12 protein-coding genes and 1 pseudogene are annotated in these 13,308 nt (G+C 70.2%); 8 read left to right on the forward strand and 5 right to left on the reverse strand.

The window, feature by feature from the left end:
• Positions 1-55: 55 nt before the first annotated feature.
• Both B3G12_RS10465 and B3G12_RS10470 read right to left on the reverse strand, forming a co-directional pair.
• Entirely contained in the window at positions 56-1,318 is a 1,263-nt protein-coding gene (locus B3G12_RS10465; RefSeq protein ID WP_094393419.1) for a hypothetical protein, read from the reverse strand.
• The gene (locus B3G12_RS10470; RefSeq protein WP_186367310.1) at positions 1,315-1,959 is read right to left on the reverse strand and encodes a hypothetical protein; all 645 of its coding nucleotides are present in this window, start codon (positions 1,957-1,959) and stop codon (positions 1,315-1,317) included. The genes B3G12_RS10465 and B3G12_RS10470 overlap by 4 nt, the downstream gene beginning before the upstream one ends.
• 712 nt (positions 1,960-2,671) lie before the next feature.
• On the opposite strand from B3G12_RS10470, the gene B3G12_RS10475 reads away from it, so the two are divergent.
• The 8 genes and pseudogenes from B3G12_RS10475 to B3G12_RS10510 all read left to right on the forward strand — a co-directional run bounded on the left by B3G12_RS10475 (position 2,672) and on the right by B3G12_RS10510 (position 9,681).
• On the forward strand, positions 2,672-4,018 hold the full coding sequence (locus tag B3G12_RS10475) for a polysaccharide biosynthesis tyrosine autokinase (protein WP_290500243.1): 1,347 nt from the start codon (positions 2,672-2,674) through the stop codon (positions 4,016-4,018).
• A gap of 5 nt (positions 4,019-4,023) precedes the next feature.
• A complete protein-coding gene (locus B3G12_RS10480; RefSeq protein ID WP_290500245.1) occupies positions 4,024-5,487 on the forward strand; it encodes a hypothetical protein in 1,464 nt (487 codons plus the stop codon).
• A gap of 67 nt (positions 5,488-5,554) precedes the next feature.
• Positions 5,555-6,406 (forward strand): glycosyltransferase family 2 protein, encoded by an 852-nt coding sequence (locus tag B3G12_RS10485; RefSeq protein WP_144943164.1) that lies wholly within the window; start codon positions 5,555-5,557, stop codon positions 6,404-6,406.
• Positions 6,400-7,659, forward strand: coding sequence for a hypothetical protein (locus tag B3G12_RS10490; RefSeq protein ID WP_144943165.1), 1,260 nt, complete (start codon positions 6,400-6,402; stop codon positions 7,657-7,659). Before B3G12_RS10485 ends, B3G12_RS10490 begins: the two co-directional genes overlap by 7 nt.
• A gap of 94 nt (positions 7,660-7,753) precedes the next feature.
• A complete protein-coding gene (locus B3G12_RS10495) occupies positions 7,754-8,008 on the forward strand; it encodes a hypothetical protein (protein WP_290500248.1) in 255 nt (84 codons plus the stop codon).
• 26 nt (positions 8,009-8,034) lie between these two features.
• Positions 8,035-8,646: pseudogene (locus B3G12_RS10500) on the forward strand (phosphatase PAP2 family protein).
• A 185-nt stretch (positions 8,647-8,831) separates the two neighbouring features.
• Entirely contained in the window at positions 8,832-9,206 is a 375-nt protein-coding gene (locus B3G12_RS10505; RefSeq protein WP_094393426.1) for a hypothetical protein, read from the forward strand.
• Between the two features lie 151 nt (positions 9,207-9,357).
• Entirely contained in the window at positions 9,358-9,681 is a 324-nt protein-coding gene (locus B3G12_RS10510) for a hypothetical protein (RefSeq protein WP_290500251.1), read from the forward strand.
• Between the two features lie 42 nt (positions 9,682-9,723).
• Here the strand turns inward: B3G12_RS10510 and B3G12_RS10515 are convergent, their stop codons facing one another.
• The 3 genes from B3G12_RS10515 to B3G12_RS10525 all read right to left on the reverse strand — a co-directional run bounded on the left by B3G12_RS10515 (position 9,724) and on the right by B3G12_RS10525 (position 13,149).
• On the reverse strand, positions 9,724-10,725 hold the full coding sequence (locus tag B3G12_RS10515) for a GDP-L-fucose synthase family protein (protein ID WP_244944837.1): 1,002 nt from the start codon (positions 10,723-10,725) through the stop codon (positions 9,724-9,726).
• Positions 10,726-10,790: 65 nt separating this feature from the next.
• Entirely contained in the window at positions 10,791-11,831 is a 1,041-nt protein-coding gene (gmd, locus tag B3G12_RS10520) for a GDP-mannose 4,6-dehydratase (RefSeq protein ID WP_145011048.1), read from the reverse strand.
• 52 nt (positions 11,832-11,883) lie between these two features.
• The gene (locus B3G12_RS10525; RefSeq protein ID WP_145011051.1) at positions 11,884-13,149 is read right to left on the reverse strand and encodes a glycosyltransferase family 4 protein; all 1,266 of its coding nucleotides are present in this window, start codon (positions 13,147-13,149) and stop codon (positions 11,884-11,886) included.
• Positions 13,150-13,308: the final 159 nt, after the last annotated feature.

The raw sequence follows: 13,308 nt of genomic DNA on the forward strand, positions 1-13,308 counted from the left end.
ACCACCACGGCGTGGCGTCGAGCCGAGAGGCGCGCTCTCACGCCGCGGCATTCCGTCACGCGGCGTGGACATCGCGAACTCCACGGGGCGCGGCGGGCCCCGCCCACGGCACGGGGCGCAGGGAGCGGCTGCGGAGGAAGGACTCCGTCCACGGCCGCACCACGCGCTCGAACAGCGTCAGCACGATCATCATGGACACGATCCGGCTCACGGCCCGGGTGTTGTACTGGGTGACCATCACCACCGTGAGCATGGACATGCCCAGGACGGCCGCCAGGAAGAGGGCCATGGTGGGGTGCGGGTTGCTCCCCACGCTGCGCAGGCACGCTCGCACGACGACGCCCCACACCAGCAGGAACAGCATCAGGGCAAAGCCGCCGAAGCTCGCCCACTCGCCGAGCGCGGAGTACGGGATGAAGTCGTGGACGCGCATGGTGGGCATGATCTCGTCCCAGCCCACCAGCGATCCCGGCCCCGGGTTCACCGAGATGAGCATGTCCGACGCCGTGATCGACTGCTCACGGCTCGTGAACACGAGCAGGGGCACGCTGAAGCCGAAGCTGCTCGTGGTGGTCAGCAGGGAGTCCGTGAAGAAGGACGGGTTCTCCACGAGGTGCACCATGGCACGCGCGTAGGGGATCAGTCCGTGGTCCGTGAGCGCCCGGCAGTGCAGCGGGATGGGCAGCAGCACCACGGTGACGACGGTGGTCAGCAGCCACGTGGGCCAGGCCACCCGGCCGCCCGCGAGGAACTTCCCCACCATGTAGAGCACCAGCACGCCGGCGAACACGCGGGTGGCGCACGCGAAGAGCAGCACGAGCCACAGGCCCAGGGCGATCCGGCCCAGGTTCGGGTGCCGCACGGAGAGGAACCCTGCCGCGAGCACCGCCATCGGCTGGGCCACGCTCGCGGCGGAGACGAACGCGGAGGGTGCCGTGAACATCAGGTACTGGGGAGCGTGCAGCAGGTACGGCCCCTTGGCGAGCACCAGCGCGGCCATGGTCCCGAACGTCACGACCAGCCACAGGCCGGAGAGGGACTGCACCTGGCGACCCACGGTGCCCAGCAGGGACGGCCACGAGGCGACCCGGCCGGGCAGTGGCACGATCAGTGCCAGCGCGAGTCCCAGCAGCGCCCACAGGACCAGCCGCATGGCGTCCGCGTGGTCGTACGCGCCCCACACGGGTGTGAAGGGGCTGGGCGAGGCCACGACGGCGTGACCCAGGTAGTACTCGGTGGAGGCCCAGCTGATCAGCAGGAAGACGACCAGCGTGAGGACCGGGACCCGGTCCATCGTGAGGGCGTCGCGCCACTTCACGAGGACGCGGGTTCGGTCCGCGCGGCGGCCGAGGAGCCCGCGTCACGGGCGCGTTTGGCTCGCCGCGTGCTCAGGGCCTGGGCTGCGGCGAGACCGACGATCGCGCCCACCACACCGCCCACGGTCGCCCAGCGGCTGACCTGCGGCGTGCTGCTCGACGTCGCTGAGGCACCGTCCTGGACGATGGTCACGTCCACCTGCGAGGTGCCGTCGGCGCGGGGAGAGTACTCGCGGATGGCCTTCTGCAGCCCGGCGGCGAGGTCGTCCGCGACAGCCGCGCTGCGCTCGCGGTCGGTGTCCGTGTAGGCGAGCTTGATCAGCGTGGAGCCGGTGGGGACCTCGACCGCGAGGTGCTGCGAGATCTCGTCCGTGGAGCGGCCGTGGTCCGCCGCCTCCTGCAGGACGGTGGTGGTCGTCGCCAGGTTGTTGTAGGTGGGCATGTTGCTCAGCACGTACTGCGAGACGGAGTCCGTCTGCGCGTTCGGCAGGGCCTTGTCCGGGGCCACCATGACGGTGGCGGTGGACGTGTAGGTCTCCGGCCGCAGCGCGGCCGCGGCGCCCGCAACCACTGCCCCCAGCACCGCGGTGCCCAGGACGACGGCCAGGAATGCCACGACGGCGTTCTTCGTTCGTGCGCTCATGTGATTCCCCCGATAGTTCTTTCGCGTTCCCGTCAGCCCGACGGAAATCCCCATTCCCTGTCGTTCCCCGAATGGGGGACAAATATTCATCACATTCCCCAGCTCGGGGGACAAAGCGTTCGTCCCGCGAGCTCCGCTGTGCGGTGGCGGCCTCCGTGGTCACGGGCCGGAGGTGCCCCGGACACCGTGCACCGGCCGCGCCGCGACGTGTGATGCCGGGGGCGGTGCGGTCCTCGTGGTCCGCTCCTGCCCCCTTCTCTCTTCATCGTAGCCCCAATTTCCCGCGAAGTTCACTTTGGCAAAGACCTTGTCCGCACATGTTCCTCGTCGCACCGGGGGCCGCGCAGTCCGTCCCAGGGGCGGGGGTCCGGCACGGCCTCCTGGGCGACGGCGCAGGTGGGAGGCCCCTCCTCTCGGTGTCGAAGTAGTTGTCGCACTCATGGGATTCCGCGCAGTGCACTTTCGACACCCCTCATTTTCCGGGCGAAACGCACGAGCCCACCCTGCCGGAGGTAAAATTCATCCTCCGATGTGGGTACAAAGGAATTCCGCGGAAACTGTCTGAGTGTTCATGGAGATGAATCCGCGCGATAGACTTCCCTCAGATTCATTTGGGGAGAGACGGATGGGCCGGTCCCGATCGCCGTGTGCGCTGGGCAGCGCGCAGGCTCGGGTCCACCGCGACACCGTCACCATGGGGTATGGAGGACACATGACGCTGCGCGACTACGCCGAGGTTCTGAAGAAGTGGTGGAAGACCATTGCCGCACTGGCGGTGGTGGGCCTCGTGGCGGGAGGGGTGCTCGCCGTGGCGCTGCCGGCCAAGTACGAGGCCAGCTCGCAGCTCTACGTCACCATTCCCACGAGTGACTCCGCGACCGAGCTGAACCAGGCGGCCACGTACCTCTCGCGGGAGCTGAAGTCCTACGCCACGGTGGCGACCACCCCGTACGTCCTGGACCCTGTCATCCGTGACAAGGGCCTGAACCGCTCGGTCTCGGACCTGCAGGACATGCTGGACGTCACCAACCCCACGGCCACGTCCGTGATCCAGGTGACCGCCACGGCGGAGACGCCGGAGGAGGCCCAGCAGGTGGCCAACGGCGTCGCCGACCAGCTGACCAAGGGCGTGCAGTCCCTGTCCCCCGAGGTGGCCAACCGTGAGGGCGCCGTGAAGGCCGAGCTCCTGAGCCGGGCCCAGCTGCCGGAGAAGCCGAGCGGGATTCCCGCCGCGGTGTACCCCGCCGCGGGCCTGGTGCTCGGTGCACTGCTCGGAGCGGTCCTGGCGTTCGTGCTGGAGAGTCTGGTCCGGCGCCCCCGCACCCTCACCGAGCTGCGCAGCGTCCCGGGGGCGGCTCTCACCGCGAGCGTCCCGCGCCTGAAACACCTCAGCGACGCGCTGAGCTTCGACCCCGCGGCCATCGAGCAGCCCGGCTCCGCGGCCCCGACCCCGCACGTGACCGCGCTGCGCTCGCGGCTGCAGCAGCGCCACGCGGAGGTGCTGCCCCAGGTGGAGGGCGGCGCGACGTTCGTGGTCACGGGAACCCGTTCCGGTGACGGCGCGAGCACGGTGGCCCTGGAGCTCGCCCGCAGCTTCGCGGGCCTCGGCAGCCGGGTGGTCCTCGTGGACGCACATCTCTCCGACCGCGGGATGACGGAGCTGCTCGCGCAGCAGGCGCACCCGGGGGTCTCCGACCTCCTGGAGCGGCGCGCGGCGGCCGAGCAGAGCGCAGTGCGCCTCGAGCCGGGGCTCACGTTCCTGCCGGCGGGCTCGCCCGCGTCGCGGCCCAGCGACCTCGTGTGCTCCGAGCCCATGGTGGCGCTGCTGCGAGAGCTGCACGGCGAGTTCGACGTCGTTATCCTGGACTGCTCGCCGCTCAGCGAGTCTGCGGACGCCGCCGTGCTCGGCGAGCTCGCGGACGAGGTCCTGCTCGTCACGGTTCCCGGGCGGGTCTCCACGGACCAGCTGCACAGCGCGGTGGCGGGGTTCCGCGAGGTGCCCGTGTCCCTCGTGGCCAACAAGGTGCGCTCGGGCCGCGGACACGCCGGACTGGTCTGAGCGCGGTGACCGCGGTGAATCCCGTTGCCGGCGCCATCCTGCTGCTCACCGCCTCCGCCGTGGTGGGTCTCCTGGCCCTGATCCACATCCGCACCCGTGGCCGGGTGGACGGACTCAACCTGCGCCTGTTCATGGTGCTCAACTTCCTGCTGGCCAATGTGGTCTCCGGCTTCGCCCACGTGCTGGGCTGGTCCAAGGACCGCGGCTTCTACGAGGTGCTCTCGGGCGATCCTGTGGGCTCCACCTCCGGGCTGACCACCGCCGCGTGGGCCACGTTCCTCGCCAGCTGCGCACTGTGGGCCGGTCTGGTCGTGCCGCGCCCCCGGCTGTTCCCGGCCCGTGACGACTCCCGGGAGGTCCCGCGCCGCCCGCTGGCACCGGAGAACCTGTACTCGTTCGCCGCCGCCCACCGGGTGAGCGTGGGTGGTCTCGCCCTCGTGCTGGCCGCTGCGGGAGGAGTGGGACTGATCCGGGTCATGGGTGCCACCACGGACCAGACCGGCGGCCGGATTATCTCGGTGGACGGTGGCAACGCCCGCTACGCGTTCCTGGCCGGATGGCTCCCGTGGGCCGTGACTCTCCTGGTGCTGGCGTTCGCAGCTCGCCGGCGTGCCACCGGGCAGGCCGTGTGGAACACGCTGCTGCTCGTGGGAGGGCTGGCCGCGCTGGCCGTCAGCGCCACGTGGAACGGTGGCCGCGCCGAGATCGCCTACGTCGCGTTCCCGCTGCTGGCGATCATGCTGCCGCGGATCAGCATCCTGCGGTGGCCCCTGATCGTGGCGGGCGCCGTGGCGATGGTCGTGTTCGTCGTGGCGACCACCTCCCAGCGGGTCGGTGCCACCACGGACCCCTGGTCCTTCATCGACTGGCAGTGGGGGCGGTTCTCGATGTCCGCATGGGCGTCGAACCACACCGCGCTGCACGGGGAGACCATCTGGAGCGCGCTGATCAACGTGCCCCTCGCCCTGCTGCACCTGGGCGGCGTCTCCGTGGACAACCCTTTCCGCTCCATGGTCCAGGTCTCGGGTTACGACCTGCTCGGAGGGGAGGACCAGATCTACGTGGTTCCCGGCTTCAGCGCGGAGATGCTGCTGAACTTCGGTCTTGTGGGGGTGGTCGCGGGGTACTTCCTGTTGGGGATCTTCTCCGCGGTCGTCTCGGACGCCTACAGCCGCAGCCGCAGCGAGACCAACCGGGTGCTGCTGGCCACGGTCGGCTCCACTCTCGTGTTCCAGGGCATCGTGGGGCAGCTCGAGTCGTTCGAGGTCTTCGTGACGTTGTCGATCCTGCCCCTGTGGGCACTGTGGGTTGCCGAACGGCTCTTCGCACGGCCATGCGACCTGGGGCAGCCGCTGGAACCGGGGCCCGCGGCGTCGTCGGCACCCGGGTCCCCGGGCGGCCAGTGCGGTCCGAACGGCACGAGCGGTGCGACGGCGCTGGGCGGCGCGAGGGCACCCGCGCGGCTCTGAGCCGCCGAGGACAATTCGGGGGAGGGGCGCCGGACGCGCTCTGACACACTTTCTTGGGGGAAAAGACATGCCATTGATCACGGTCATCATGCCCGCCTACCGGGCGTCCGGCACGATCGGGCGCAGCATCAGGTCCACGCTGCGCGCCATGCCGCGCGACGCCCAGCTCGTGGTGGGCCTCGACGGGCCCGACGACGCCACGGAGCGGGCTGCGCGCGCCGTCACGGACCCGCGCCTGGTGGTGCGGGCCCACGAACGCAACCGGGGTTCGGTCGCGTGCACGCGGGAGCTGCTGCTGAGCACCGACAGCGCGTTTGTGGCCAAGATGGACGCGGACGACCTCTGCGCCCCGTGGCGGTTCCGACTGGAGCTCGCCGCGATGCGCCACGCGGACATCGTGTGCGGCAGCGGGATCCGGTTCGGTGGCGGCGCCGTCCCGCGGCCCTCGTACTTCGGGTCGCTGACCTCCGAGGAGATCGGGGTCCTGCTGCCGTTCACCAATCCGCTGTTCCACCCGAGCATGCTCGCACGGCGTGAGACCCTGCTGGAGGCCAACGCCTACGCCGTGGACTCCCCGGCGGAGGACTATGTGCTGTGGCACGACGCCCTGCTCAACGGGGCACGCCTCTCGAAGATCGCGGCTCCCGTGATCGCCTACCGGCTCAGCGCCGGACAGATCTCGGGTGCGGAGGACTACCACCGGCGTGTCGAGGCGGACCCGGAGGTGCGCCGCGTCTATCAGGAGTGGGCCCGTGCCACGGGTCGCGGCTGGCTGCTCGATGACGGCGGGACCCCGTCCCATCCCAGCGTGCCTTCGGAGCGCGCGGCGGAGGTCCTGACGCAGGTGCGGCCCGTCACCCGCCCCTACGCGAGGCACCAGGTGATGCATCACGTGGAGGCGGCGGAGTCCTCGTGCTGAATCAGGTCAAGGCGCTCATCGAGCGGATCATCCCTAGGCTGTCCTCAGCGCTGGTCATCCTCACACTCGCGGCGCTGACCAACCCGCACTACGTGGGCATCTACAACGTGGTCACGCTGCTCTACACCGCCATCCAGGTCACGATCGACTCCGGTGCACGCTTCGCCGTGATGCGCGTGCTCACCGAGCCTGGCGGCATGAAGATCATGAACCGCTACCGGATGTTCATGCCGGTGGTCGCGTTCGAGCTGCTGGTCGCGCTCATGCTGTTCCTGCTGTGGAACGGGACCCTGGAGAACTGGGGCGAGTTCTTCCAGGTGCTGCCCGTGGCGTTCGCGCCCGGCTTCGGCGCACTGGGGCTGCTCTACGTGGGTACGCTCCAGGCCACCAGCCAGTGGGGTCTGCTCGCGCGGCTCCAGTTCCGTGCCGCGATCGTGGGCCTCGTGGTGGGTGGCGCAACGCTGCTGCTCACCCAGTCCCTGCTCGGGCCCGCACTGCAGCTGGCCGTCACGGAGGGCGTGTTCGCGCTGCTGTGCTGGAGGCGGGCGCGGAAGAACACCATTCCCATCCCGCACTCCGCACCGGGGAAGAAGTCGATCCTCTCGGACATGGGAGCGATGTCCGGGTACGCACTGATGGCGTGGTTCCAGGGACAGGCCGAGCGGCTGTTCATGACGTTCTTCGCAGGCACCGCTGTGCTCGGCACCTACACCGCGGGCAGCGCGGTGGGCCGAGCCCCGGGAGACGCCCTGGCGGCGTCGACGGCGAACATGGTGCGCGTGGCCGTGGCGGACAAGGAGACCCCCGAGGAGATCAGCGACACCAGCAACCGCTTCCTCTCCGGGGCACTCATGCTCGCGGTGGTTGGAGTGGTCGTGGCACAGGTGGCCGCGGTCGTGCTGGGGCCCATTCTGGGCGAGAAGTGGAACTCCGCGATGTCCATGGTGCCGTTCATCGCCATGGTCTCGTTCCCCGGTGTGCTCTCCTGGGCGGCCTCCGTGCTGCTCGTGCGCACGGGCGCGGCGTGGAAGACGTTCGTGGGTCCGGTGATCGGCATCGTCTTCGGCGCGCTCATCGCCTGGGTGGCGTCCTTCGACCTCCATCTCGCGGCCACCATCCTGGTGCTGCGCGAGTTCGCCGTGGTGATCGTTGCCTACAGCTTCGTCGGCAAGGCGGCGCCGTGGCGCTCGTTCTGGCTCGGAGTGGCGCTGACCACGGTGGGTCTGGCAACCTGCTGGATCGTGGTGCTCTGAGGCGTTGGGCCTGCGGCTCCCCACACCGTCGAGACGGCCCGTCCTTCGAGGAAACCACCAGCTGACGTGCGGCTGGTGCTCCTAGGATTTTCGCATGCCATCCGCCCCGCACCCCGATGCATCCCAAGGACTTCTGCGCCGCCGCCTGGCCGAACCCGCCATCGTGGACCCGGCCGCCCGCTGTCGTCGGCTGGTCCTCGCGGGCCTGCTCGTGGTCGGGAGCGTGCTGCTCTTCACCCGCGTGTGGGACTGGTGGCTGGAGCACGAGGACCTCTCCCGCCTGGACACCCCTCTGATGCGGTGGCTCAGGAGCACCGGGACCCGCTGGTCACGTCCGTCCTGGTCGTGATCACCACCGTCACCGCGCCCACCGGGATGATCCTCATCAGCCTGGCCACCGTGCTCGTGTGGCTGTGGCGCAGCACGCACTGGTGGCGGCCCGTGCTCCTGGCTGGGTCCATGCTCCTGGCGGTCACGGGCATCGTGGGTGTCAAGTGGATCGTCGAGCGCCACAGGCCCCCGATCGCGGACATGCTCCTGGGTGCGGACCACTCGTTCTCGTTCCCCTCGGGGCACACCCTGGCCACCACCACGTTCGTGCTGGTGCTGGTCTACCTGCTGTACTTCCGCCCCCGCGCCGTCACGCCCCGGTTTGCCGCGGACGACGCCGCCCTGCGGTCTCCCGCGGGCGCCGTACCGACGTCTCCCGGTGACCACGGCGTCCGGCAGGTCGCGGCGACGACCCGGCCCGAGCCGCGGCGGGGCCGGTGGTAGGCACTGCTCGGCGCGGTCACGGTGATCGCCGTCGTCGCGTTCAGCCGCCTCTACCTCGGGTACCACTGGCTCACGGACGTCACCGGCGCGTTCCTGCTGGCGCTCGCGGTGCTGGGCGTGGTGATCGGTGTGGACGCGTGGCGGCCGACGGCGCCGCGGCACCGGGGGTGCGTCGCTGTTCCCCGCGGGGCCCCGGGGACCACGGAGCGCTGACCTCGCGGTCATAGGATGTAGCGCACACTCCCGGGCGTCCGTGCGGCGGAGGGAGAGCAGCCATGATCAGGGTCTCCGTCCTCGTGGCCAGTGTCCTCGTGCTCCTGCTCCTCATGTGCCTCACGGACGCGTACGTCCGCCAACGGTACGAGGTCGTTCCGCTGGGCAACGACGCCTCCTAAAGCATGGACTTCTTCCACGGCACGGACCTCTACCGTTTCGGCGGCGGCTCGCAGACCTCCGACGAGATCTGCTGGTACGACACCAGAAGGCACGGCACCGCGCGGCCGTCCTCGCAGCTTGGTGATGCCGACCTGAGCGCGATCTGGACCTTCGCCTTCCGTACTGCACCGGACGGGCGTGACGCCCTGGCGCGGTTCACCTCCGAGCACGGTGTGAGCGTCCGAGAGCCGACAGTGGACCCCGCGCACCTCCTGCTGGTCACGGTCTGGTCCCCGGGCTCCGGCGCCTCCGTCATCTCGGCCGCGGTCTCGGTCCGCGTGCACGTGGCGACCGTGCACCGCCAGCTCTTCCTGCGGCACTGCGCAGGGCAGATGTGAAGTCAGGTCCTCGGCCGCCGCACGCTCTACGAGGCGGTCCTCGCCTACGGCTCGTGACGGTGATGCCCATTGACCGGTTCGACTCCGTGGACGGCTCTGGAGAACGTTCTGCTGCGGCCGTCGGGGGTCTTCACGCGCCCCTCGCAGACGCGTGGCCCGCGAGGTCCTGGACAGGGTCGGTCTCGAGGGGCGCCACGAGGAGCAGGCCGCCCGGTTCAGCGGCGGGGATGAGCAGCGAGTCAGGATCGCCCATGCCCATGCCCTGCACAAGCAGGCGGTGTATGTCTTCGCGGACGAGCCGACCGTGTGCCTGGGCGACGAGAACCGTCGTGCGGTCGTCGGGATGCTCCGTGAGCTGATGGAGCACGGTGCCTCGGTCGTCGTCGCGACACACGACGAGGAGATGGTCGCGGCCTCGGACCGCACCTGCCGGCTGCGGCGACCGGAGACCCGGGCACACGACGACGGCGCGTGACCCCTTTTCAGGGCCACGCGCCGTCGTCGTGGTGTGTCGGTGCTACGCGCCGCGCGCGGAGTCGCGGTGCAAGCGGTACCAGGCCACGGCGTCGTCGAGGCCGGTGGGCAGGTCGATGGACGCGGTCCAGCCCAGCGAGCTGAGCAGGGAGACGTCCATGAGCTTGCGGGGCGTGCCGTCCGGCTTGGAGGAGTCCCAATGAGTGGCGCCGCGGTAGCCGGTGGCCTCGGCCACGAGCTCGGCGAGCTCCTTGATGGAGATGTCCTCACCCGTGCCCACATTGACCTGCTGCGGGCCGTCGTAGTGCTCCATGAGGAACAGGCACGCCGCCGCGAGGTCGTCCACATGCAGGAACTCGCGCCGCGGTGTGCCCGAGCCCCAGTTGGTGATCTCGGTGTCCCCGTTGCGCACGGCCTGGTCGTAGCGGCGGATCATGGCCGGCAGCACGTGCGAGCCGGTGGGGGAGAAATTGTCCCCCGGCCCGTAGAGGTTCGTGGGCATCGCGGAGATCCACGGCAGCCCGTACTGGCGGCGCACCGCCTGCACGTGCATGATCCCGGAGATCTTGGCGATCGCGTAGGCGTCGTTGGTGGGCTCCAGGTATCCGGTCAGCAGGGCCCCCTCGCGCAGCGGCTGCTCCGCGAGCTTGGGGTAGATGCAGGACGAGCCCAGGAACAGCACGCGCTCCACCTCCGCGGTGCGCGCGGCATCCAGGAGATTGAGCTGGATCCGCAGGTTGTCCGAGAGGAAGTCCACCGGGCGCGTGTTGTTGGCCCCGATCCCGCCCACCTTCGCGGCGGCCAGCATCATGTAGCGCGGCTTGTGCTCGGCGATGAACGCCTCCACGGCCTCGCGGTCCCGCAGGTCCAGCTCCTGGGAGCTGGCCCCGATCAGGTTCTCGAAGCCCTGCTTCTCCAGGTGGCGCCAGATGGCCGAGCCCACGAGTCCGCGGTGGCCCGCCACGTAGAACGGTGCCGTGCGGTCCAGCTCGTGCGGTGCGTAGACGACGTCGTCGCTCGTGCGGGCGTCCGCAGGGTCGCTCACGGTCTGGGGCCAGTCCGCCCCGGCGTCGACGGTCCCGATCTGATCTGCTGTGTCCACTGTTGTCCTCATGCTGCGTGTTCCGGGGTCCAGATGTTCTGGGCCACCGTATCGATCCAGGGGGTGCCCGCGCACTCGAGCGCGGCCCGGTCCGCGTCCACCATGATCCGCGCGAGCTCCGGGGCGTGCACGGTGGCCTTCCACCCGAGCTTCTGCTCGGCCTTGGAGGGGTCTCCGATCAGCGCGTCCACCTCGGTGGGGCGCAGGTACCGGTCGTCGAAACGCACGTGCTTCTCCCAGTCCAGCCCCGCGTGCTCGAAGGACGTGACCAGGAAGTCCCGCACGGTGCAGGGCACGCCGGTGGCGAGCACGAAGTCCTCGGGCTCGTCCGCCTGGAGCATCCGCCACATGCCCTCCACGTACTCCGCGGCGTAGCCCCAGTCGCGCACGGCGTCCAGGTTGCCCATGTAGAGCAGGTCCTGCTTGCCCGCGGCGATTGCGGCCACAGCCCGGGTGATCTTGCGGGTCACGAACGTCTCGCCGCGGCGTGGGGACTCGTGGTTGAAGAGGATCCCGTTCACGGCGAACATGTCGTAGGCCTCGCGGTAGTTCTTGGTGATCCAGTACGAGTAGATCTTGGCCGCGCCGTAGGGGGAGCGCGGGTAGAACGGGGTGTTCTCGTCCTGCGGCGGGGGCGTGGCCCCGAACAGCTCGGACGTGGACGCCTGGTAGAAGCGGCACTTCACGCCGGCGCGGCGCACGGCCTCGAGCAGACGCACGGTGCCCAGCCCGGTGGTGTCACCGGTGTGCTCGGGCTCGTCGAAGGACACACGCACGTGCGACTGGGCGCCCAGGTTGTAGACCTCGTCAGGATCGATCTCCCCCAGCAGGGTCACGAGCCGGGCCGCATCCGAGAGGTCCCCGTAGTGCAGGAACAGCCGGGCGTCCGGGTTGTGGGGGTCCTGGTAGAGGTGGTCGATGCGGGACGTGTTGAACGTGGAGGCGCGGCGGATCAGCCCGTGCACCTCGTAGCCCTTGGACAGCAGCAGCTCCGCCAGGTAGGAGCCGTCCTGCCCGGTGATGCCGGTGATCAGTGCTTTCTTGTTCATAGTGTTCTCTCCCCTTGTGGATCGGATCGTCGAGGCCCCCGGCCCCGGTGGATCAGGACTTGACGGTGGCGGGCGACCGGTCCTCGGCTCTGAGGTCCGGGCGCAGCCTGGTGAGCGCCGAGAGGAAGGACCGCACCGCGGCCCCCCGGCTCAGCACCTCGCGCACGTAGCGGCGACCGCCGCGGTGGGTGGTGCCGCCCGTGGTGATCCACTCCTCGTGCAGGCGCACGGCGCCCGCCACGAGGGCCTCGGGATCACCGGGTTCCACGCGGATCCCGGCACCGGCCGCCGCGAGCTCAGCCGCGGACGGCCCAGCGGCCTCGACGGCGGCCAGCACGGGGCGGTCCGCGGTGAAGTAGCTGGTGAGCTTGCTGGGCACGCACATCTCGGTGAGCCCGGGCCGCTCGTTGACCAGCAGGATGTCCGCCGCGCGCAGCAGCCCGGCGTAGGTGTCGTTGTCCACGCTGGGCAGCACCTCGAAGCGCGGCGTGGTGGCCGCGAGCTCCTCGAGCTGCGGGCGCTGGTGCCCGCCGCCAACGAGCACGAAGCGCAGCGGGGCGCTCCGTTCCTCGGCCACCCGCGCGGCGGCGGCCACGTTGGTGAGGTCCTGCTTGGCGCCCATGTTGCCGGTGTGCAGCACCACCACGTCCTGCGGCTCCCACCCGAAGCGGCGGCGCAGCGAGACGGTGTCCACCGTGGGGGCCTCGGCGATGTGGGTCCAGTTGCGGACAGTGGTGATCTTCTCCCCGGCCACGCCCATGTGGCGGCGCAGGTAGTCGGAGAAACGGTCGTGGATCACGACGACGCCGCTGCAGGAGCGCAGGAACGTCCCCTCCACAGCGCGCATCACCCGGGTCGCGGGTCCGCCCGCCGCGCCGGTCTCCGCGAGGCCGGCGGTGTAGATGTCGTGCACCCACACGAGCACCGGGGTGCGGGTCAGTGCGGCCCTGACCCGCGCGATCGCCGAGGCGAACAGGGCGGGCGTGACGAGCACGACGACGTCCGGGTCCCCCCACGGGGCCCGCGCGGCGCGCAGGCCGAAGACGATCTCCATGCCGAGGCGGCGCAGCTGGCCGGCGTCGTGGGGCACGGGGTGCGGAATGCGCCGGACGGGCACGCCGTCGATCACCTCGAGCGGGCCGTCCTGGCGCGGGTAGCCCTCGTGGACCTGCCACTGCGGGTAGTGCGGCAGGCCGGTGACGACCTCCACGTCCCAGCCCTCCTCACGCAGGGCGCGTGCCATCCCGGCGGTGTACGGGGCGATGCCCGTGTGCTCCGGTGAATAGTTGAGACCGATAATCAGGATGCGTGCAGCCACGCTGTCTCCTCCCCCAATGAAGACGCAGACGGTGCCTGCATCTCCCCCAGTACGGGGGACCTCCCCAGGCCCCCCGTCACCCACGGTGCAAGCCCGTGGACAGTGAACGGCGCCAATGCTGTGTCTCCCCAGAACATCGGCGTTTGCCATCATAACTCT

It is taken from the genome of Kocuria sp. UBA5001, assembly GCF_002398425.1.
Classification (GTDB): Bacteria; Actinomycetota; Actinomycetes; order Actinomycetales; family Micrococcaceae; genus Kocuria; species Kocuria salsicia.